The following is a 21,623-nucleotide window of genomic DNA, read 5'->3' on the forward strand; positions in this document are numbered from 1 at the left end:
CAGGCCGAACATCATGCAGATTGAAACCCCACCCAGCGTGAAACCCTATGAGAAGCCCGAAGGCGAACGCCGCGGCCTGGTCATCGTCAACACCGGCGACGGCAAGGGCAAGAGCACGGCCGCCTTCGGTCTGGCCCTGCGGGCGCACGGCCGCGGCAAGGCCGTGAAGATCTACCAGTTCATGAAGGTGCCGTCCGCGCGCTTTGGTGAACACCGCATGTTCGAGCAGCTCGGGATCCCGATCGAAGGGCTGGGCGACGGTTTCAGCTGGAAGAGCCAGGACCTGGAACATTCGGCCCAGCTCGCGCGCGACGGCTGGGAGCGCGCCAAGGCCAGCATCCTCGGCGGCGAGCTGTTCCTCGTCATCCTCGACGAGATCACCTACCCGCTGATCTACGGCTGGCTGCCGCTGGACGATGTGCTGGCGACCTTGCGCGACAGGCCGAAGGAAGTGCACGTGGTGCTGACCGGTCGGCGCTGCCCGCCCGAAATCATCGAACTGGCCGACACCGTGACCGAGATGGGCAAGATCAAACACGCTTTCAACGCGGGCATCCCCGCGCAGCGTGGCATCGAGGACTGACGTGCTGCACTGGCCCGAACCCCTCGCACCCGGCGTCCTGCTGCTGATGGCCAGCGCCCTGTGGCTGGCCTTGCTGGTGGACCGCTACCTGGGCGAGCCCCCGGCATGGTGGCACCCGGTGGTTTGGATGGGGCGTTACCTGGGCTGGATCGGTGCGCGCATCGCGCCGCAACGCGAATGGGTGGGTCGCGATGCCGACTGGTCGCGTTTCCGGCTCGGGGCCTTGGCCTGGGGCGTGGGCGCCATCGTGGTCTTCATGGCCGCGTCCCTGCTGCAGGCCTGGGCACTGGACTGGCATGGGCTGGTGACGGCGCTGTTGCTGGGCGTGCTGCTCAAGCCGCTGCTGGCCTGGTCCATGCTACGCCGGGAGGTACTGGCCGTGGAGCAGGCCCTGGGCAAGTCGCTGGAGGCCGGGCGTGAGCGCCTGTCCTGGCTGGTCAGCCGCGATGTCACCAACCTCAGCGCCGAGGAGGTGCGCGAAAGCGCCATCGAGTCCCTGGCCGAAAACCTCAACGATTCGGTGGTGGCCCCCATCTTCTGGTTCCTGCTGCTGGGCCTGCCCGGTGCGGCGCTCTACCGGTTTGCCAACACCGCCGATGCCATGTGGGGCTACCGCGGTGTCTACCAGGGGCGCGACTGGTCCTGGGCTGGCAAATGGGCCGCGCGTGCGGACGATGTTTTGTCCTGGTTGCCCGCGCGGCTGACGGCCGTGCTGCTGATGCTGGTGCACAGCGGTGGTCCGTCCTTGCGCGCACTGCGCCAGCAGGCGCGGCGCACGCCGTCGCCCAACAGCGGCTGGCCCATGGCGGCGATGGCCCTGGCCCTAGGGGTGCAGCTGCGCAAGCCCGGCGTCTACGTATTGCACGAAAGCGGCCGCGCGGCGCAGGCCGAAGACACGGCGCGTGCGGCCCTGCTGGGCGAGCAGGTGCTGTGGCTGCTGCTCGTGTTGGCCTGGGCCACGCTGCTGGGCATGGGCTATGCGCTGGCGGAGGCCCACGCATGAACGCCCCACGACTGCATGGCGGCCCCGATGCGCTGGGCGTGCCCTTGCACGATTTCTCCAGCAACAGCCATGGTTGCGGCCCCTGTCCGTCGGCGCTGGCCGCGGTGCGTTCGGCCGATGTCACGCGTTACCCCGATCCGGCCTACACCGACCTGCGCGCGCAACTCGCGGCCTGGCACGGCGTGGCTCCCGAGCGGGTGCTGCTGGCGGCCAGCGCCAGCGAATTCATCCACCGCATCAGCGCCTGGGCGGCGCAGCAGGGCACACGCAGCGTCTGGCTGCCGCCGCAACACTATGGCGACTACGTCGCAGCCGCGCAGGCCTGGGGCCTGCAGCGGGTGGAATATGCGCAGCAGGCTGGCCTGGCCTGGGCCTGTGAACCTTCCAGCCCGCAGGGCAGGGCGCAGGACGGCCTGGCCGCGCTGGTGCAGGCTGCATCGGTCTGTGTGCTCGACCGTGCCTACGAACCCCTGCGCCTGGAGGGCACGCCCACGCTGACGCAGGAACAGCTCATGCGCGTGTGGCAACTCTGGACACCCAACAAGGCCCTGGGCCTGACCGGCGTACGCGCCGCCTACGTGATCGCCCCGCTGGGCGCACACAAGGCCGTGGCGCAACTTGAAGCCCTGTGTCCCTCCTGGCCGCTGGGCGCACAGGGTGTGGCGCTGCTGAAGGTCTGGGTTCAAGCCGATACACAAACCTGGTTGCGCTACAGCCTGGAGACGCTGCGCAGCTGGAAGGCGCGGCAGATCGCCTTGTGTGAATCTCTGGGCTGGACTTGCACACCCAGTCTGGCCAATTACTTCTGTGCGCGGCCCGCCTTGCAGGGCGAAGCGCTCGCCCAGGCCCTGTTGCAGCTGCGTGCGCAGGGCATCAAGTTGCGTGATGCCGCGTCCTTCGGTCTGCCGGGCTGGGCGCGCTTGAGTGTCTTGCCCCCCGCGGCGCAGGACGCCTTGCGCGAGGCCTGGTTGCGCATCACCCACGACAGGAAAATACAAGCATGAGAGCCAAGGCCGTCATGGTGCTGGGCACGACCAGCGGCGCGGGCAAGAGCTGGCTGACCACGGCCCTGTGCCGCCACTACGCGCGCATGGGCCTGAAGGTGGCGCCCTTCAAGGCGCAGAACATGAGCAACAACGCACGCGTGGTGGCCGGTGCCGGGGGCGGCGGAGAGATCGGCAGCGCCCAGTATTTCCAGGCCCTGGCCGCCAGGGCCGAGCCCGAGGTGCGCATGAACCCCCTGCTGCTCAAGCCCGAGCGCGACACGCACAGCCAGGTCGTGCTGCTGGGCCAGGTGGACGAGGCCCTCACGCGCATGGACTGGCGTGGCCGCAGCGAGAAGGTCTGGCCCGCCGTGGCGCGCGCGCTCGATGCGCTGATGGCCGAAAACGACGTGGTGGTGATCGAGGGCGCCGGTTCTCCGGCCGAGATCAACCTCATGGGCAGCGACATCGTGAACCTGCGCGTGGCGCGGCACACTGGGGCGCGCTGCCTGCTGGTCACCGACATCGACCGCGGCGGTGCCTTTGCCCACCTCTACGGCACCTGGGCCTTGCTGCCCGAGGCCGATCGCAGGCTGATCCGCGGCTTCGTGCTCAACAAATTCCGCGGCGACGCCAGCTTGCTTGCCCCCGGCCCGCAACAGCTGCAGGACCTCACCGGCGTGCCCACCGTGGCCACGCTGCCCATGTGGTGGCAGCACGGCCTGCCGGAAGAAGATGGTGTCTTCGACGACCGCCATACCGGCAACGGCGAGATCCATACGCGTATCGCCGTCGTGGCCTATCCGCGCATCAGCAACCTCGACGAATTCCAGCCGCTCAAGAATGTGCCTGGCGTGCAGCTGCGCTGGGTGCGCAACCCGGCCGAGCTGCAGGGCGCGGACTGGATCATCCTGCCCGGCTCCAAGTACACCAGCGGTGACCTGGCCTGGCTCAGGGAACAGGGCCTGGACCGCGCCATTGCCGCACACGCTGCGCAGGGCAGGGCGGTGCTGGGCATCTGCGGCGGCCTGCAGATGCTGGGCGAGGCCCTGATCGACACGCACGGTATCGACGGCAACGCGCCAGGCCTGGGCCTGCTGCCCCTGGTGACGGCTTTCGAGCCGGCCAAGACCGTGCAGCGCACACGCGCCGCCTTTGGCGCCGTGACGGGCCCCTGGGCCGCGCTCTCGGGCGTGGCCGTGTCGGGTTACGAGATCCACCATGGCCAGACGGCGCAACATCCGGCCATGGCGGCTGCGGGTGATGTGGCGCGGGTCCCCATTCCCGGCCTGGCCTGGCAGAACGGAGCCGGCAATGTGCTGGGCCTCTACCTGCACGGTCTGTTCGAAGACCCGGCCGCGCTGCACGCGCTCTTCGGCGCCCAGGTGCCCACGCTGGAAGCAGTTTTTGAACGCATGGCCGACTTCATCGATGAACATTTCGAACCCGGCGTGCTGGACGCGCTGACTGCTGATTGAACGTATGAACTTCACCCTGCCCAACATTCCCGACCTGCACGACACCGCGCTGGCCCAACGCCTGCAGCACAAGATCGACCAGAAGACCAAACCCCTGGGCTCGCTGGGCCAGCTCGAAACGCTGGCATTGCAGCTTGGCTTGATCCTGGGCAGCGAAACGCCCGAGTTGAAGTTCCCGCAGATGCTGGTCTGCGCGGGTGACCACGGTCTGGCCGCGCGCGGTGTCTCGGCCTACCCGAGCGACGTGACCTGGCAGATGGTGGAGAACTTCCTGGCCGGAGGCGCCTGTGTCAGCGTGCTGGCGCGCCAGCACGGCATCGCGCTGAGTGTGGCCGATTGCGGTGTGCGCCACGATTTCGCGTCGCGTCCCGGCCTGCTGAACTACAAGGTGGCGCCTGGCACCGCCGACGCGTCCACGGGCCCGGCCATGACGGCCACGCAACGCGCCCAGGCCCTGGCCAACGGTGCGCAGATCGTCCAGGACCTGCCGGGCAATGCGCTGCTGCTCGGCGAGATGGGCATAGGCAACACCTCCGCCGCTTCGCTGCTGCTCGCGCGCCTGGCGAACCTGGACATCGCCGACTGCACGGGCGCCGGCACGGGCCTGGACGATGCCGCCGTGGCGCGCAAGACCACGGTGCTGCGCGAGGTGTTGCTGCGCCATCCGGACGCCAGCGAGCCGCTGGCCGCGCTGGCCGCCTTCGGCGGTTTCGAGATCGCCACGCTGGTCGGCGCCGTGCTGCAGGCCGCGGCCGAGCGGCGTGTCATCGTGGTCGACGGCTTCATCGCCAGTTCGGCGGTGCTGGTCGCCAGCCGCCTGGCGCCGCGGGTGCTGCAGCGCTGCGTCTACGCGCACCGCTCGGGCGAGCGCGGCCATGCGCTGATGCTCGCGCAGCTGCAGGCCCGGCCCCTGCTGGACCTGGGCCTGCGCCTGGGCGAGGGCTCGGGCGCGGCCCTGGCCTGGCCCCTGCTGGTCTCGGCCTGCACCATGCTGCGCGAGATGGCCAGTTTTGAGTCGGCCGGTGTGTCTGAAAAGACTTAGTCGTATCCTCTGCGCATGAACCCCATCCGTCACTACCTCCTCGCCCTGCAGTTCTTCACGCGCGTGCCTGTCACGGGCCGTCTGGCCGCGTGGGTGGGCTACAGCCCCGAGATGTTGCGCAAGTCTGCTGCGCATTTCCCTGGTGTGGGCTGGCTCGTGGGCGGGTTGGCCGCGCTGCTCTACGCGGGGCTGCTGCGCCTGCTGCCCGACGCGAGTTATGCGCCGCTGGTGCTGGCCGTGCTGACCACGGTGTTCACGGTGCTGCTAACCGGCGCTTTTCACGAAGACGGCCTGGCCGACGTGGCCGATGGCCTGGGCGGTGCCGCCGAGCGCGAACGCGCGCTGGACATCATGAAGGACTCGCGTGTCGGCGCCTACGGTGCGCTGGCCCTGGTGCTGGCCCTGCTGGCCAAGGTGGCGCTGCTGGCGATGCTGGGCGAGGCCGATCCAGCCCTGGCCTGCGGGGCGCTGTTTTTTGCGCATGTGGTTTCGCGCTTCCTGCCGCTGTGGCTCATCCGTCTATTGCCCCATGTGGGCGACACGGCGCGCTCCAAGTCCAAACCCCTGGCCGACCAGATCGGCGCCGCCGGCCTGCTGGTGGCGGCGCTCTGGACCGCGGCGGGCGTGGCCCTGGCCCTGTGGTGGTTGCCTGATGCGCGGCTGTGGATCGGAGGCGGTATCGCGGCGCTGCTGGCCTGGGTCTGGATGTGGCGGCTCTTCGTGCGCCGCTTGCAGGGTTACACCGGCGACTGCCTGGGCGCCACGCAGCAGGTCTGCGAGGTGGCTGCCTATTTCGGCCTGGCCCTGGCACTGCGCGCATGAAGCTCTGGTTGCTGCGCCATGCGCAGCCGCTGGTTGAGCCTGGCGTCTGCTACGGCGCCAGTGACATGCCGGCTGATGCCGCGGCCACCCGGGATTGCGCCGCGTTGGTCGCGCCGCTGCTGCCGGCTGGCCTCACCTTGTTGAGTTCACCTTTGCAGCGCTGTACCCAGCTCGCGCAGGCGCTGCTGGCCTTGCGACCTGATCTGACATTGCGCCTCGATGCGCGCCTGGCCGAGATGGACTTTGGTTGCTGGGAAGGCGTGCGCTGGGACGACATCCCGCGCGCGGCCTTCGATGACTGGACTTCGAACTTCGGCGAGGCGCGTTTCGGCGGCCGCGAAAGCGTCAACGAACTGCTGCAACGCGTGGCCGCCGTGCGTGCCGAGGCGCAGGCAGGGGGGCAGGATGCCGCCTGGGTCACGCATGCGGGTGTGCTGCGCGCCATGGCCCTGCTGGACCAGGGCCTGACCACACTGGATCAGGCGCCTTTGTGGCCCCGGGACGTGGCGGGCTGGGGGGAGTGGCAGGAGCTGACGCTCTGAGCCAGCCCTGCGGTCCGGGCCAACTCAGGCGGCGGTGACCCGGTTGCGGCCCTGGGCCTTGGCCCGGTACAGGGCCGAGTCGGCCCGGGCCAGCAGGGTGTCCAGGTTGTCGTGGGCCAGCTGGTTGGTCGTCACGCCGATGGAGACGGTGTAGTGCGGCTCGCGGGTGGACTGGTCGATCATGGCCCGGATGCGTTCGGCCACCGTCAGGGCGACATCGAGCGGGGTCTCGGGCAGCAGCAGCACGAACTCCTCGCCACCAAAACGCCCCAGCTGGTCCGAACGGCGCAGCAGCGTCTTGACCTGGCTCGCAAACTCCATCAGCGCCCGGTCGCCGCACTGGTGGCCGTAGCTGTCGTTGATGGCCTTGAAGTGGTCCAGGTCCATGAGCAGCAGGGACATCACATGGCCGTGGCGGCGACAGCGCTCCAGCTCCTGCAGGCAGGCCTCGTTCATGTGGCGGCGGGTGTAGGCGCCAGTCAGCGAGTCGTGCGCAGCCAGTTCCTCCAGCTCGGTGCGCAGCCGGTCGGTGGCCATGAGCACGGCGCTGATGGAATACAGCAGCATGGAGATCGCAAAGCTGTTGAAGTAGATCTGCTGGATCAGCCCCGCATCGAAAAAGTCGGCGCCGGCCGGCAGTTGGTGGGCGGTCAGCAGGCGCAGAAGCTGGATGGCCGTGAGCACCGTCAGCACGGTGATGGCCATGACCTTCGAGTACGTATAAGGGCGCTGCTGCGCCAGCAGCCAGGCATGCACGCCCGTCAGCAGGGCCACCATGGCCGCGGACAGGGCGATGCGCGCACGGTACTCCGGTTGCACCAGGTTGAACCAGATCTGCACCAGCAGCACGGCTGCGATCAGCAGCATCCAGCGCCTGGGGCGCGGGACGATACCCAGAAAGCGCTGGGTGCCCGCATAAGCCACGTAGAGGCCGGACCAGAGCAGCAGGGTGGAGACGGAGACCGAGAGCAGATCGGGCAGCACGCCCTTGCCCCAGACCAGCAGGCCACCGAGAAACATGGCCAGCAGCGCGGCCGCCCATTCACCCAGGCCCTTGATCGAGGGCGGGTAGTTGCGCTTGAGCATGTACATGACCAGCGCCATCAGGCCACTCATGAAACCGGTGATGAAAATGAGTGTTCTGGGGTCTAGGGATGGCATGCGCGAAGGGATTCAGGGACGTCTCATTGTCGTCGATCACCCTGAATGGGCCCTGACGAGCGGGTCCGATGGGCCAGGGGCAGCTCAGTGCGCCGCTGTCTTCGGCTTGAAGTCGCAGTAGGCCGACACGCTGCACTGCCAGCACAGCGGCTTGCGCGCCTGGCAGACGTAGCGACCGTGCAGGATCAGCCAGTGGTGCGCGTCGATCATGTACTTTTCGGGCACCCGCTTGAGCAGCTTGATCTCCACTTCATAGGGGTTCTTGCCCGGCGCCAGGCCGGTGCGGTTGCCCACGCGGAAGATGTGCGTGTCGACCGCCATGGTCGGCTCGCCGAAAGCGCTGTTGAGCACCACGTTGGCGGTCTTGCGGCCCACGCCGGGCAGGGCTTCCAGCGCCTCGCGGCTGCGCGGCACCTGGCCGCCATGGCGTTCCACCAGGATGCGGCAGGTCTCCATCAGGTGTTTGGCCTTGCTGCGGTACAGGCCGATGGTCTTGATGTAGCCCTCCAGCCCTTCCAGGCCCAGGTCCAGGATCTGCTGCGGCGTGTGGGCCACGGGGAAGAGCCTGCGTGTGGCCTTGTTCACGCCCACGTCGGTGGCCTGGGCCGAGAGCAGCACCGCGGTCAGCAGTTCGAAGACCGTGGTGTATTCGAGTTCGGTGACGGGTTGCGGGTTGGCGGCCTGGAGGGTGGCGAAGAAAGATTCGATGGCGGCGGGGGTCATGTACGAAAGGCAGCGTCTCAGAGCGAAGAAATATCGAAGAAGCTCTCGCGTTCGGGCAGCTTCTTGCGCATCCAGTCCAGGTTCAGGTCCAGCGCGGCGACCACCTCCTTGGGCAACGCGTCCACGATGTCGGGGTCGCTGAAGGCCATGTCGGCCAGGCGGCTGGCCAGGTGCACCACACCACCGAGCTGCGACAGCGGCGGCGAGGCCAGCGGGGCCGACGCCGTGTTGAGCCCGCGCACGATGGCCGGCGGGAAATGCCAGCGGTGTGCCAGCTCGGCCGTGACCTGGGCCTCGGTGAAACCCAGCAACTGCTGCTCGCGCAACCAGCGGTCGCCGGGGATCTGCGGCTGGCGTTCCAGCTCGGCCAGGGTGGCGGGTTTGGCCTGCACGATCAGCAGCTCGCCCAGGCGCAGCATCATGCCGGTCAGCCAGGACTGCTGTGCGTCCAGGCCGATGCCGCCGGCCAGCCACTGGGCATAACCGGCACAGGCCATGCTGTTGCGCCAGAACTCGGTGCGGTCCAGGCCGGGCACCACGGGGAAGGCCACGTTCATGCAGGCGGTCAGCGCCAGCGTGCGCACCTGGGACAGGCCCACCATGGAGATGGCCGCATCCAGCGTGCCGATCTCGCGGCGCATGCCCATGGCGGCGCTGTTGGCGCTGCGCAGTACCTTGGCCGTGAGCACCGGGTCCTTGGCGATCAGGTCGCGCACCTGGCTGATGGACACGTCCTCGTCGTGCAGGGTGCGAATCAGCGCGTGCGCCACCTCCGGCATCACCGGCAGCTTGACGGACTGGAAGAATTCGGAAAGATCGGACATGGGGGCATCCTCGGGTCGCGGGTGGGGCCAGTGTGACGGCAGCTCGGGCCGGCAGCAAGGGCGGAAATCTCCGGTTACAGCATTGTCCATCAGGTCCGGGGCACCGTTCTGCGCAGGCTGCGGATTTCATGGGATGATCCTCGCCTCGCTGTCCAACATCACGCCCGACCATGAAGCTTCGTGTCCCACCGCGCGTCCTGCACCTGTGCCTGGCCGGCCTGTTGATGGCCCTGCTGGCGGCTTGCCAGGGCCTGCCTGAGGCGGGGGCCCCGGTGGCCGCCACGCCCGCGCCGGCCCCGGTCGTGGCCAGCCCGGCCGCCGTGCCGCCGGCCGCGCCCGCAGCAACGAGCTTCAACAACCGGCCGCGCCTGTTGGTCTTCCTGGTGGTGGACGGCCTGCCGCAGCGCCAGGTGCTGTCCTACCGCGACCAGCTGGCCCCCGATGGCCTGGCGCGTTTCCTCGACCGCGGTGCCTGGTTTTCCGATGCGCATTACGGCCACGCCTTCACCGTCACGGCGGCCGGCCACGCCACCGTGCTCACCGGGGCCTACCCGCACCGCACGGGCATCATCGCCAATGAATGGCGCGACGCCATGACCGGCGCGCCCGAGTACTGCACCGGTGACATAACGGCCACCTACATCGGCCACAAGACCCAGCCCCTGGACGGCACCAGCCCCAAGAACCTCAAGGTGGAAACCGTGGGCGACGTGCTGCGGCGTGCGGACCCGCGCGCCAAGGTCATCGGCATTTCGGGCAAGGACCGCGGCGCCATCCTGCCCGCGGGCCAGACCGGCACCGCCTACATGTACATGACGCAGACGGGCTATTTCGCCAGCAGCACCTTCTATATGCCGCAGCACCCGGCCTGGGTGACGACCTTCAACGCCGCCAAGCCGGCCGACCGCTGGTTCAAGAAGGAGTGGAAGCCCGTGCTGGCCGAGGAGGCCTACGCGCGCTCCATTCCCGACCGCCAGCCCTGGTATGGCCAGAAGGCCGCCGCGCTGCCCATGGTGATGGGCGCGCCGACCGACGAGGCCCCGAACTCGGCCTATTACAACCAGCTGCTGCGCAGCCCCTATGCCGACCAGCTCACCCTGGACTTCGCGCGCGCCGCCATCGCCGGCGAGGGCCTGGGCCAGGACAACGTGCCCGACATCCTTGCCATCAGCCTCTCGGGGCACGACTACGTCAACCACCGCTTCAGCGCCGAGTCGCGTTTCTCGCACGACCACCTGCTGCAGCTCGACCGCATGCTGCAGGACTTCTTCAAGCACCTGGACGCCACGGTGGGCAAGGACAACTACATCGCCACGCTCACGGCCGACCACGGCTTCATGCCCGCGCCCGAGTTCACGGCGCAGCAGGGCCTGCGCTCGGGCCGCATCAACGGCGGCCAGCTGCTGGCCCGCGTCAACAGCGAGTTGGAGCAGGAGTTCGGCGCGGGCAAGTGGGTGAGCTACTCGGGTTCGGCCCTGCTGCTCAACAAGCAGCTCATCGCCCAGCACCGCGCGGACCCCGACGAGGTGGCCGAGGCGGCACGCGACCTGCTGCTGGAAGAACCCGGCATCGCCGTGGCCTACACGCGCGGCGAGCTGGCCTCGGGCAGCCGCATCGACGGTCCCTTCTTCACGGCCGCGCAGCGCGCCTGGCACGCCGATGTCTCGGGTGACGTGCAGTACGTCGTCAAACCCTACTGGATGTTCGGCTCCAGCAGCAGCATCGCCACGCACGGCTCGCCTTACCCCTATGACACCAACGTGCCCATCCTGGCCTGGGGCCCGCGCTGGGTGAAACCGGGCAAGGTGGAGACGCGGGTGGAGGTGGTGGACATCGCCCCCACGGTGGCGGGTTGGCTGGGCGTGGCCGTGCCCGCGGCCTCCGAAGGCAAGCTCCTGCCGCTGCCGACGAAGTAGGGCGTCGGGCCGGGGCAGGGCTTTGACGGAGAATAGGGGTTTTCTCCGCCACTCCCTCGCCTCATGCAATTCGCCGACCGCCTCAACAACGTCGAAACCTCCGCCATCCGCGAACTCTTCAAGCTGCTGGGCAAGCCCGGCATCATCTCCTTTGCCGGGGGTTTCCCCGACAGCGCCATGTTCGACGTGGACGGCATCCGCGAAGCCTCGCAGAAGGCGCTGAGCGAAGAGCCGGGTGGGGCCTTGCAATACGGCGCCACCGAGGGCTACAACCCCCTGCGTGAACAGCTGGCCGCCTTCATGGGCAGCAAGGGTGTGCAGGTCAACCCCGACGGCCTCATCGTCACCACCGGCAGCCAGCAGGCGCTGGACCTGATCGGCAAGACCCTGATCAACCCCGGTGACAAGGTCATCGTCGAGGCGCCCACTTTCCTGGCCACCATCCAGTGCTTCCGCCTCTACGGCGCCAACGTCATCGGTGCGCCCATCGACGCGGACGGTGTTCAGGCCGACAAGCTGGAGCAACTGATCGCCGAGCACAAGCCCAAGTTCGTCTACCTCATCCCCACCTTCGGCAACCCCAGCGGCGCCACCCTGAGCCTGGAGCGCCGCAAGCGCATCCTGGAGCTGGCCGTGAAAACGAAAACAGTGGTGATCGAGGACGATCCCTACGGTGACCTCTATTTCGGCAAGGCCCCGCCGCCCAGCATGCTGGCCCTGAGCGCCCAGGTCAACGGCAGCCGCGACTGGCTGATCCATTGCGGATCCCTGAGCAAGGTGCTCAGCCCCGGTCTGCGCGTGGGCTGGATGATCGCCCCGGCCGAGTTGCTGGCCAAGGCCACCATGTGCAAGCAGTTCAGCGACGCGCACACCAGCACCTTTGCCCAGGCCACGGCCGCGCAATACCTCAAGGCCGGCCGCATGCCCGCCACCCTGGCCCGTGTGCGCGAGGTCTACGCCGAGCGCGCCAAGACCATGGGCGAGAGCCTCAAGCGTGAACTCGGCGACGCCATTCAGTTCACGCAACCCGGTGGCGGCCTGTTCTTCTGGGCCCGCCTCACAGGCGCGAACGGCAAGCTCAAGGACGCTGGTGAACTGGCCAAACGCGCTATTGAAAAGGGCGTGGCCTTTGTGCCGGGCGCGCCGTTTTACGCAACCAACCCCGATGTTTCCACCCTGCGCCTGAGTTTCGCGACGGTAGGGGTAGACAAGATCGTCGAAGGTGTGGGACGCTTGGGCTCAGCCGTCTAGTCCTGACCGTTCACCGTTTTCAATCCTGCAGATCCACTTGTTTTGAGAGAACCTTCCATGCCAGCCTTTATTTCGAACCTCTCGGTTGCCAAGCGTCTGGGTCTGGGGTTTGCGTTGGTCCTGCTGCTGTCCCTCATCACCATCCTGGTCAGCATCTCGCGCCTGGCCTCGGTGGCGGAGGCCACGCGCAACATGATGGCGGTGCCGGTCAAGACCGAGCGCCTCATCGGGGACTGGTACCGCAACATCCACACCGGCATCCGGCGCACCGCCGCCATTGCCAAGAGCAGCGACCCTTCTCTGGCCACCTACTTCGCCGAAGACCAGGCGGCCTCCACCAAAAGCTCCGGCGAATACCAGAAGACCATCGAAGGTCTCATGGTGAAGCCGCGCGACAAGGCCTTGTTCGAAGAGATCGGTGAGCAGAGAAAGATCTACATCGCCGCGCGCGACGCGCTGGTGGCGCTCAAGAAGGAAGGCAAGCTGGAAGAAGCCAACCAGATCCTCGACCAGCGCTTCACGCCCACCTCCAAGGTCTACATCGCCAAGATCGAAGCGCTGCTCAACAGCCAGCGCGAGGACATCGACAAGCTGGCGCAGGACATCCAGGCCAACTACGAAACCAGCCGCAACCTCATGGTGGGTCTCGGTGTGGTCAGCCTCTTGCTCAGCGTGGCCTGCGCCTGGCTGCTGTCCGGCTCCATCACCAAGCCGTTGCAACAGGCCAGCGAGGTGGCGCGCGACGTGGCCCAGGGTGACCTGAGCATGCAGATCGACAACAGCCGCACCGACGAGGTGGGCCAGCTGCTCAACAGCCTTAAGGACATGCAGGGCAGCCTGTCACGCGTGGTGTCCCAGGTGCGTCAGGGCTCGGAGAGCGTGGCCACGGCCAGCGCCGAGATCGCCCAGGGCAACCAGGACCTGAGCGCGCGCACGGAAAGCCAGGCCAGCGCCCTGGAACAGACCGCCGCCAGCATGGAAGAACTCTCTTCCACCGTCAAGCAGAACGCCGACAACGCCCGCACCGCCAACCAACTCGCACAGAACGCGTCCACGGTGGCCGTCAAGGGCGGCGAGGTGGTGGCCCAGGTGGTGGGCACCATGAAGGGCATCAATGATTCCAGCAAGAAGATCGCCGACATCATCAGCGTGATCGACGGCATCGCCTTCCAGACCAACATCCTGGCGCTGAATGCCGCTGTGGAAGCCGCCCGTGCCGGCGAACAGGGTCGCGGTTTTGCCGTGGTCGCCAGCGAGGTGCGCAGCCTGGCTGGCCGCAGCGCCGACGCCGCCAAGGAGATCAAGACCCTGATCAACGACAGCGTGGAGCGCGTAGGGCAGGGCACGGCCCTGGTGGACCAGGCCGGCAACACCATGCAGGAAGTGGTGGCCGCGATCCGTCGTGTGACCGACATCATGGGCGAGATCAGCGCCGCCAGTGCCGAGCAGAGCGCCGGCGTCGGCCAGATCGGCGAAGCTGTGACGAACATGGACCAGGCCACGCAGCAGAACGCGGCCCTGGTGGAAGAGATGGCGGCGGCGGCCTCCAGCCTCAAGGGCCAGGCCAACGAGCTGGTGCAGACCGTGGCGGTGTTCAAGCTCAGTGGGCAGTCGGGTGGACAACAGCAGAGTTTCCTGGCGTTGCGGTAAGACCGCCGGGGACCACATGAGCGGCCGTCACGGCCGCTTTTTTATGTCTCCCATTTAGGCAAGCGCCCTAGAATCAAGTCGTTCGTTTAGTCTGCTGAGCGGATTCCCGACAAGGGCCTCAATTCGAGGCCCTTGTCGCCTCTGGGCGGGCAGCTTAGGCTGATGCAGAATGGCTCATGCCTATCGTCATCCTCCCAGCCATCGCAGCTCGGCTCGCGGAGATCGAGGCTTCGCAGGAGCCGATAGACGCTTACGAATTCTCGACCCAGTTAGAGCAGCTCGTGGGATCTACCGAGCTCAGCTCCGATGAGCGGCTGGGCTGCCAGGCGGAAATTCTCGGGTTGAGGTTCGTCCCCGTTCGGGGCGATGATCGCAGCCCCTGGGACAGCTACTTCGGACCGATCTTCTCTGGCCAGAGAGAAGATGGGGAGATGGTTTACGTCCCTGACGCCAAAGCCGTCGGCTCCGAAATCATCGAATATTGGAGGAAGCGCTCGGAGCAGACGCCCCATCCCGTCCTTAGAGCCAGATACGCGGACCTTACATGGGAGATCGGCCGGATCTGGAATAGGGGTCATCGCACCGACGAGCGCATTGATCTGCCGCGTGAGCTTGCCCAGCGCTCGATTGACGCTCGATTGATGGCCACAGACAAGGGGCTGTCCCACAGCGAATATCAAGCATGGGAGTTTTTGGAGCGGGCGCTGGAACTCGCGCTCCACATCCACGACGCCGATCGCGTAGAGCGCGCCAAGCGCGCCGCCTTTGAGCAAAGCCGCAGGCAGCGCGCCGTGGGTGAGTCAGGCTATTGGTGGCGCCTCGATAACATGGTGTGGGAGCCCAAGAGCGTGGAGCTGACGGAGATCGAACGAGCGGAGTTGGTCTCCTGGCTCGATGAGGCGCTCGAGATTCACTCTGACATTCGAGACGAGAAGCATTTCGACCCGCATCAGGCCCAAATGGCTGCGGACCGGCTGCGGCGCTGGCATGACAAGCTGGGCCATCCGGAGCTTGGCATCGCTGCGGTCAAGAAGGCGGGAGCGGCCTTCGAAGCCATTGCCGCCAAGACGAACGCCCTCACCGCCATCGCATGGCTACAGGATCTGAGCGCACGCTACCGGCATGCGAAGCTGATGGAGGACGCGGCCCGCGTGGATGCCGCGATCAAGGCGCGAAGCGAGGAGGCCGAGACCTCGATGACGCGACACGAGATCAAGATCGAGGTGCCCCAAGAGAAGATGGATCAATGGCTGGATACCTTGCTTAAGGACTCCTTGGAAAGGTCGTTGGGCCGTATCGCGGTCCACATGATGACCGACGAAGACAAGCTGCGGCAGATGGTTGAGGACTCCGCAGCCAACGCTCCGCTGCAGGCGCACATCCCGATGAGCATCATGGGCGAGAACGGCTTCACCCGAGCGACGATCGGCTCTGTCAAAGACGACATGCCCGGCCGTATGCTGAACATGGCAGCCACGCTCATTGGCCATTCGGCTCCGTGGTTGCACATGGCTCTGGATCGGGCGAAGACGCGATGGGCGTTGGATGCCGAAGGGCTACTGGCTTGGCTGTGTCAGAGCCCCTTGTTTCCTTCTAGCTCGAGCGGCTTGCTCAAGGATGGCATTGACGCGTGGTTTGCCGAGGACCATGTGAAGGCCGTTCATCTGCTGGTACCGCAGGCGGAGGCCGCGCTGCGCGAATGGCTGAGCGCGCTGGGCGAGTCGCCGATGGAGGAAGATCGCCGCGCAGGCGGCTTCAAGGTGATTGGCATGGGAGATGTCCTGCGCGCCGAATCATTCAAAGAACAGGTCCAATCCACCTTGATCCATCATCTCCGCGCCTTTTACACCGACCCCAAGGGCCTCAACCTGCGCAACCGCGTCGCTCACGGGCTGGCTAGCCCAGAGATATTGAATCGCGGCACCGCGAACTGGGTCATCCACTCACTGTTGGCTATTCGCACCTTTGCGCACTTGAAGAGTTAGCCGACTGTCGGATCAACTATAGATCTGTACGTTGAACGGCCACTTTGCTAACTGGCGACTTGCCCGCAACGGGTCGCAAGCAGACATGTCATCGTGACAAAGCCCTTAGTTCAGGAAGATCCAGAATCTCGACCCCCCCACGTTGCACAGCCACGATCCCCTGCGCCTCCAGCTCCTTGAGGATTTGGTTCGTCGTCTGCCGAGACACGCCGATCATCAACGCCAGTTCCTGTTGCGTCACTGCCAGTACGCGTCGCGTGCCACCGCGGCCGGTCTGCACGCCATAACCCTCGGCCATGCCCACCAGGCGCCGCGCCAGGCGCAACGGGGCGCTGAGCACGGTCTGCTCTTCCATCGTCAGGAAAGCCAGGCGCAGCTTGTCGGCCATGAGCACGGCCAGGTTGCGCCAGTGCTGCGGGTGTTCGTTCAACCAAGCGAGCAGTTCGGCCTGGGGCACCTGCAGCAGCGTGGTGGGCTCGGCCGCGTGCGCGTGGTGGGTACGGGTGGCGCCGTCGAAGACGGTGATCTCGCCGAACCACTGGGGCGGGGGCAGCACCACCAGCAGGGCTTCGCGCGCGTCGTCGCCGCGGCCGCTCTGGCCCGAGATGCGGATGGCGCCGGACACCACGGCGTAAAGGCCGCAGGGCGGGCCGTCGCGCAGGAACAGGGCCTCGCCCGTCTGCAGGGTGCGCACCTTGGCCATGTGCAGCAGGGCGTGGGCGAAATCGGCGGGCAGCCCGGCGTACCAGAGGCCGGTCTGGAGCAGGGGCAGGTAGTGTTGCGGATCGGACATGGGGTTTGTACGGGGGCGAGGGCTTGTGTCGGGTACCTGACAGACTGTGGCCGAGGGTAGGTCGATCATTGATATCTGTCAATGTGAAAGACACCGAAGAGGAGACACCCATGAAAACACTCACCGACCACCTCACGCAGTACGCGGCCTACCACCAGGACCAGCGCAACGTGGCCACGCATTTCGTGGGCATCCCCATGATCGTGCTGGCCGTGACCACGCTGCTGTCGCGCCCGGGTTGGGACATCGGTGGCTTGCTGGCCACGCCGGCGCTGTTGCTGGCCATCCTGTCTTCCATCTTCTACCTGCGGCTGGACCTGCGCTTTGGCATCGCCATGGTGCTGCAACTCGTATTGAGCCTGTGGATCAGCCAGTGGATCGCCGCGCAGAGCACGGCGGTCTGGCTGGGCTGGGGCATCGGCCTGTTTGTCGTGGGCTGGGTCATCCAGTTCCTGGGGCATTACTGGGAGGGCCGCAAGCCGGCCTTTGTGGACGACATGGTGGGCCTGCTCGTGGGGCCGCTGTTCCTGACCGCCGAGGCAGCTTTTGCCCTGCACCTGCGCCAGGACGTGCATGCCGAGATCCAGCGTCGCCTGGGTGAGGGTGCGCACGGTGCGCGCCGGGTGGCTGCAGCATGAGCTTTACGGCGGCACTGCCGGCGCTGCTGCTCGGGGCCCTGGCCCTGGTGATGTTCGGCCTGGGCCTGTCGCTCTCGCTGGGTGACTTCGCGCGTCTGCGCCAGCAGCCCAAGGCGGTGATCTTGGCCCTGGCCATCCAGATGCTTTTGCTGCCGGCCGTGGCCTGGGCGCTCATCGTGGGTCTGGGCGTGGCGCCGGTGTATGCCGTGGGGCTCATGCTGCTGGCGGCTTCGCCGGGTGGGGTGTCGGCCAATCTGTTCAGCCATCTGTTTGGCGGCAACGTGGCCATGAACATTTCGCTGACGGCCATCAACACGGTGCTGTCCATCGTGAGCCTGCCGCTGATCACCAACTGGGCCATCGCCACCTTCGCGCAGACGGGGCAGGTGGTGCCGCTGCAGTTCGGCAAGGTGTTCGAGGTGGTGGGCGTGATCCTGGTGCCGGTGGCCATCGGCATGGTGGTGAGCCGCCAGCGACCGGCTTTTGCGGCGCGCATGGAAAAGCCCATGAAGATCCTCAGCGCCGTGGTGCTGGCGGTGTTCTCGGTCATCGCCATCGCCAAGGAATGGACAGCGCTGACGGAATCCTTCGCCAGCCTGGGCCCGGTGGTGCTGGCCTTCAACCTGCTGAGCCTGCTGGCGGGGTATTACCTTTCGCGCTGGGCCGGCCTGGACAAGCCCATGGCCACGGCGGTGAGCTTCGAGATCGGCATCCACAACTCCACGCTGGCGATCTTCGTGGCACTGTCGGTGCTGCAGAACTTCCAGCTTGCGCTGCCGGCGGCGATCTACTCGGTCAGCATGTACCTCACGGCCACGCTGTTCGGTCTGCTGGTGTTGCGTCGGCGGCAGATGCAGACCGCGGCAGCCTGAACACTCGACCAAGTTCAACCAAACAAGGGCCCTCACCGAGGGCCTTTGTTCCTGGGCCACATTCCAGCTACAGCCTCGCAGGCTGTCAGGTGGGCGTACGACGCACCGTGCGTTTGTCGCGCAGGGTCATGAACTCCTCTGCCGAGGTGGGGTGGATGCCCACCGTGGCATCGAAGTCGGCCTTGCTCGCGCCCAGGTTCAGCGCGAGGGCCAGGCCTTGCACGATCTCGGGCGCGTCCGGACCGACCATGTGCGCGCCCAGCACGCGTTGACTGGCCGTGTCGACCACGAGCTTCATCAAGGTCTTTTCTGCCCGACCCGACAAGGTGTGGCGCAGCGGGCGGAAACGCGATTCGTACACATCGACGTCACCATACTGAAGCAGTGCCGCTTCTTCACTCAGGCCCACGGTGCCTATGGGCGGCTGGCTGAACACCGCCGAGGCCACATGCCCAAGCCGGATGGCGTTGCGCTGCGGGCCGAAGAGGTTGCGGGCGACGGCGCCGCCTTGGGCCAGCGCCACCGGGGTCAGGGCCGGACCATCGGTGACATCGCCCACCGCATGGATGTGGGGCAGCGCCGTCTGGCCCATGGCATCGACCGGTATGCCGCCGCGCGCCGATACGGTCAGGCCCGCGGCGCCCAGGTTCAGGCCGCTGGTGTTCGGCGTGCGGCCGGTGGCGTACAGCACGGTGTCGAAGACGGCCGCGCCGCGCAGGCCGCCACTGAGCCGGGCCTCGACCTGGCCGTCGGCAACGCGCTGCAGGGCGTGCACCTGTGTCTTCATGCACAGGGAGATGCCCTTGAGTGCCATTTCCTGTTCCAGATGCGCGGCCACCGCACCGTCGAAACCGCGCAGCAGCTGTTCGCCGCGGTGGGCCAGCGTGACGTCGGCGCCCAAGCCCCTGAAGATGCCGGCGAATTCCACTGCGATGTAGCCACCGCCGACCACCAGAATCCTGTGGGGCAGGGCGGGCAGGTCGAAGGCCTCGTTGGAGGTGATGGCGTGTTCGATGCCGGGAATGTCGGGCAGGTGCGGTGCGCCGCCGGTGGCGATCAGAACGTGCTGCGCGGTGATACGCCGGCCCTGCACATCCAGGGTGTGCGGGTCTTCAAAACGGGCATAGGCCTGGAAGGTTTGCACACCGGCATCGTGCAGCAACTGCTCGTAGATGCCGCTCAGGCGCGAGATCTCCTTTTCCTTGGCTCGGACCAGCTGCGGCCATGAGAAGGATGCGGGTGGTACCGTCCAGCCGAACCCGGCGGCGTCTTTGAAATCTTCCGAGTAATGCGCGGCCTGGACCAGGAGCTTTTTGGGAACGCAACCGCGAATGACGCAGGTGCCGCCGTAGCGAAAGCCTTCGGCGATGCCCACTCTGGCGCCCAGGCCGGCCGCCACACGCGCGGCTCGGACACCGCCCGAGCCGCCACCGATCACAAATAAGTCGAAGTTGTAGTTTGGCATGTCGTTTCTCTTCCTGGCTCCGGGTGAGTCGTCTGCTTGGTGATCACGGACCTAGGCTGTGCGGCGCCAGGCTTGCGGAAAGAGCCCGCGCTCGGCCAGATTGAAAACGCCTTCGATCAACAGGGCCAGCAGCGCCACGGGGATGGCGCCGGCCAGCAGCGTGGCGTTGTCGTTCAAGGCCAGGCCGGTGACGATGCGCTCGCCGAAGCCGCCGGCGCCGATGAAGGCCGCGATGGTGGCGGTGCCGACGTTGATCACGGCCGAGGTCTTGATGCCCGCGAGGATGGTGGTGCGGGCCAGCGGCAGTTCGATCAGGCGCAGGGTGGAGGCAGAACCCAGGCCCAGGGCCTGGGCCGCCTGTTTCAAACCGCCGGGGATCTGGCTGAGCCCGGCGTGGGTGTTGCGCACGATGGGCAGCAGCGCATACACGGTCAGGGCGATGAAGGCCGGCAGCAGGCCGATGCTGCCGGTGATGGGGATCAAGATGGCGAGCAGGGCGAGCGAGGGGATGGTCTGCAGGACGCCGGTGGTGCCCAGGATGAGCGCCCGGGCCCGCGGATGGCGGGCCGCCAGGATGCCCAGGGGGATGCCGACCACCATGCTCGCGCCCAGCGAGAGAAAGACCAGGGCCAGGTGTTCCAGGGTGAGGCGCAGCAGGTCGGGGCCGAGGAGCTTGTCCAGCCAGCCGGGGGTGGCGGTGCGCTCTGCCAGGGGCAGGCCGCCGGCCAGAAACTCGCGGGCCACGCGCTCGAAGGCCTTGCCTTCGAGCTCCGCGCCGGCGTTCAGGCGGCGCATGGTGTTGTCGTCGATGCGGCCTTCGAGCCGGGTCAGGGCCGCCCAGCTTTGGGGCAGGCGTTGGGGCAGCTTGGCCTGGTGCAGCAGCACCGCGTCATAGCGCGGGAAATAGTTCGCGTCGTCCACGAGCACCCGCAGCTGGTAGGGGCCGATCTTGGCGTCGGTGGCGTAGATATCGATGAGATCGACCTGGCCCTGGGCCAGGGCTTCGTAGGCCAGGCCGTGGTCCAGTCCGCGAGGCCGGGCCGGCGACAGGGCGTAGGCTGCTTGCAGGCCGGGCCAGCCGTCGGCACGGCCGATGAATTCCTGCGAGAGGCCGTAACGCAGATCGGGGTGTTTCTTCAGGTCCGACAGGCGTGTGATCTGGCGCGCGGCGGCCTCGGGTTCGCGCATGGCCAGGGCATAGCTGTTGTTGAAGCCCAGGGGTACCGAGGCCCGCAGGCCCAGGGGGGCGAGCCGCTCGTTGAGCTCGCGCAGAGGCGGCACATGGTCCAGGCGCAGGATTTCGCGCGCGATGGTGCCGGTGTATTCGGGATAGAGGTCGATGCTGCCGGCCTGCAAGGCGCCCAGCAGGATGGCCGTGTTGCCCAGCCCCTGCCGGTGGGAGACTTCCGCTTCGCCGGCCGTCTGGGCGGTTTGCCTGACGATCTCGGCCAGGATGTAGGCCTCGGTGAAACGCTTGGAGCCGACCCGCAGGGTCTCGCCGCCGGCCGGCAGTACGCAGGCCAGCAGGAGCAGGCTGGCGGTGAGGACTTTCAGGCGTGTCATGCGTGGGCTGGGAGGGACGGGGTGGGGATCGCTGCATTGTCGCCCCCCGCGCGCTGCAAAACAAAAGGCCCTCGATGAGGGCCTTTGTCGGTGCTGAAGCTGGCCGGAGCCAGCGCGGGATCAGCCGCCCTTCGAGGGACGCTTGCCCGGGTTCTTCTTGCTGCGGGTGGCGACGCCACGCTCCAGGCTGACGCGTTGGCCGCGGCCGCCGGTGGGCAGGGTCACGCCGTTGAGCGGCTTGGGACGGGGGGTGGCCTTGCGGGCTGCTTCGGTAACGATCTTGTTGCCCATCTGGGGCTCCTTCTGACGAACGATAAAACCGTAATGTT

Annotated in this window: 20 protein-coding genes; 13 read left to right on the plus strand and 7 right to left on the minus strand. The window is 67.0% G+C overall.

From position 1 onward, the window contains the following. Positions 1 to 13 precede the first annotated feature (13 nt). Genes cobO through AC07NT_RS06440 form a run of 7 tightly spaced genes read left to right on the plus strand, consistent with a single transcriptional unit; the run spans position 14 to position 6,453 of the window. A complete protein-coding gene (gene cobO, locus AC07NT_RS06410) occupies positions 14 to 583 on the plus strand; it encodes a cob(I)yrinic acid a,c-diamide adenosyltransferase (protein WP_498597273.1) in 570 nt (189 codons plus the stop codon). Positions 584 to 629: 46 nt separating this feature from the next. Further along, positions 630 to 1,586, plus strand: a complete 957-nt coding sequence (gene cbiB / locus AC07NT_RS06415; protein WP_498598492.1) for an adenosylcobinamide-phosphate synthase CbiB — start codon at positions 630 to 632, stop codon at positions 1,584 to 1,586. Beyond that, entirely contained in the window at positions 1,583 to 2,590 is a 1,008-nt protein-coding gene (locus AC07NT_RS06420; RefSeq protein ID WP_498597272.1) for an aminotransferase class I/II-fold pyridoxal phosphate-dependent enzyme, read from the plus strand. The genes cbiB and AC07NT_RS06420 overlap by 4 nt, the downstream gene beginning before the upstream one ends. Further along, positions 2,587 to 4,047, plus strand: coding sequence for a cobyric acid synthase (locus tag AC07NT_RS06425; protein WP_498597271.1), 1,461 nt, complete (start codon positions 2,587 to 2,589; stop codon positions 4,045 to 4,047). Before AC07NT_RS06420 ends, AC07NT_RS06425 begins: the two co-directional genes overlap by 4 nt. A gap of 4 nt (positions 4,048 to 4,051) precedes the next feature. After that, positions 4,052 to 5,089 carry a nicotinate-nucleotide--dimethylbenzimidazole phosphoribosyltransferase gene (cobT, locus tag AC07NT_RS06430; RefSeq protein ID WP_498597270.1) on the plus strand — a complete coding sequence of 346 codons (1,038 nt, stop codon included), beginning with the start codon at positions 4,052 to 4,054 and terminating at the stop codon, positions 5,087 to 5,089. A 15-nt stretch (positions 5,090 to 5,104) separates the two neighbouring features. Further along, positions 5,105 to 5,911 (plus strand): adenosylcobinamide-GDP ribazoletransferase, encoded by an 807-nt coding sequence (locus AC07NT_RS06435; protein ID WP_498597269.1) that lies wholly within the window; start codon positions 5,105 to 5,107, stop codon positions 5,909 to 5,911. Then, entirely contained in the window at positions 5,908 to 6,453 is a 546-nt protein-coding gene (locus tag AC07NT_RS06440; protein WP_498597268.1) for a histidine phosphatase family protein, read from the plus strand. The genes AC07NT_RS06435 and AC07NT_RS06440 overlap by 4 nt, the downstream gene beginning before the upstream one ends. Positions 6,454 to 6,477: 24 nt before the next feature. Here AC07NT_RS06440 and AC07NT_RS06445 read toward each other — a convergent pair whose 3' ends face one another. The 3 genes from AC07NT_RS06445 to AC07NT_RS06455 form a co-directional block, all read right to left on the minus strand. Further along, positions 6,478 to 7,614, minus strand: coding sequence for a GGDEF domain-containing protein (locus AC07NT_RS06445; protein ID WP_498597267.1), 1,137 nt, complete (start codon positions 7,612 to 7,614; stop codon positions 6,478 to 6,480). An 84-nt stretch (positions 7,615 to 7,698) separates the two neighbouring features. Then, entirely contained in the window at positions 7,699 to 8,337 is a 639-nt protein-coding gene (nth, locus tag AC07NT_RS06450; RefSeq protein WP_498597266.1) for an endonuclease III, read from the minus strand. Positions 8,338 to 8,354: 17 nt separating this feature from the next. After that, positions 8,355 to 9,161 (minus strand): HDOD domain-containing protein, encoded by an 807-nt coding sequence (locus AC07NT_RS06455; protein ID WP_498597265.1) that lies wholly within the window; start codon positions 9,159 to 9,161, stop codon positions 8,355 to 8,357. Between the two features lie 170 nt (positions 9,162 to 9,331). Here AC07NT_RS06455 and AC07NT_RS06460 point away from each other — a divergent pair, with 170 nt between their 5' ends. From AC07NT_RS06460 to AC07NT_RS06475, 4 genes are all read left to right on the plus strand, one after another. Next, on the plus strand, positions 9,332 to 11,077 hold the full coding sequence (locus AC07NT_RS06460; protein ID WP_498597264.1) for an alkaline phosphatase family protein: 1,746 nt from the start codon (positions 9,332 to 9,334) through the stop codon (positions 11,075 to 11,077). A 63-nt stretch (positions 11,078 to 11,140) separates the two neighbouring features. Further along, positions 11,141 to 12,328, plus strand: a complete 1,188-nt coding sequence (locus AC07NT_RS06465; protein WP_498597263.1) for an aminotransferase-like domain-containing protein — start codon at positions 11,141 to 11,143, stop codon at positions 12,326 to 12,328. A gap of 57 nt (positions 12,329 to 12,385) precedes the next feature. Further along, positions 12,386 to 13,978 (plus strand): methyl-accepting chemotaxis protein, encoded by a 1,593-nt coding sequence (locus AC07NT_RS06470; RefSeq protein ID WP_498597262.1) that lies wholly within the window; start codon positions 12,386 to 12,388, stop codon positions 13,976 to 13,978. 176 nt (positions 13,979 to 14,154) lie between these two features. Further along, the gene (locus AC07NT_RS06475) at positions 14,155 to 15,963 is read left to right on the plus strand and encodes a DUF4209 domain-containing protein (RefSeq protein WP_498597261.1); all 1,809 of its coding nucleotides are present in this window, start codon (positions 14,155 to 14,157) and stop codon (positions 15,961 to 15,963) included. A gap of 88 nt (positions 15,964 to 16,051) precedes the next feature. Here AC07NT_RS06475 and AC07NT_RS06480 read toward each other — a convergent pair whose 3' ends face one another. Next, on the minus strand, positions 16,052 to 16,756 hold the full coding sequence (locus AC07NT_RS06480; RefSeq protein WP_498597260.1) for a Crp/Fnr family transcriptional regulator: 705 nt from the start codon (positions 16,754 to 16,756) through the stop codon (positions 16,052 to 16,054). Positions 16,757 to 16,866: 110 nt separating this feature from the next. On the opposite strand from AC07NT_RS06480, the gene AC07NT_RS06485 reads away from it, so the two are divergent. Then, entirely contained in the window at positions 16,867 to 17,394 is a 528-nt protein-coding gene (locus tag AC07NT_RS06485; protein ID WP_498597259.1) for an Mpo1 family 2-hydroxy fatty acid dioxygenase, read from the plus strand. Further along, entirely contained in the window at positions 17,391 to 18,266 is an 876-nt protein-coding gene (locus AC07NT_RS06490; protein ID WP_498597258.1) for a bile acid:sodium symporter family protein, read from the plus strand. The genes AC07NT_RS06485 and AC07NT_RS06490 overlap by 4 nt, the downstream gene beginning before the upstream one ends. 85 nt (positions 18,267 to 18,351) lie before the next feature. Here AC07NT_RS06490 and gorA read toward each other — a convergent pair whose 3' ends face one another. The 3 genes from gorA to AC07NT_RS06505 all read right to left on the minus strand — a co-directional run bounded on the left by gorA (position 18,352) and on the right by AC07NT_RS06505 (position 21,585). Next, positions 18,352 to 19,731 (minus strand): glutathione-disulfide reductase, encoded by a 1,380-nt coding sequence (gene gorA / locus AC07NT_RS06495; protein WP_498597257.1) that lies wholly within the window; start codon positions 19,729 to 19,731, stop codon positions 18,352 to 18,354. Positions 19,732 to 19,782: 51 nt separating this feature from the next. After that, on the minus strand, positions 19,783 to 21,294 hold the full coding sequence (locus AC07NT_RS06500) for an ABC transporter permease/substrate-binding protein (protein WP_498597256.1): 1,512 nt from the start codon (positions 21,292 to 21,294) through the stop codon (positions 19,783 to 19,785). Positions 21,295 to 21,414: 120 nt separating this feature from the next. Continuing rightward, positions 21,415 to 21,585, minus strand: coding sequence for a hypothetical protein (locus AC07NT_RS06505; protein WP_498597255.1), 171 nt, complete (start codon positions 21,583 to 21,585; stop codon positions 21,415 to 21,417). Positions 21,586 to 21,623 lie beyond the last annotated feature (38 nt).

This window comes from Hylemonella sp. GW821-FHT10B10 (assembly GCF_059415585.1).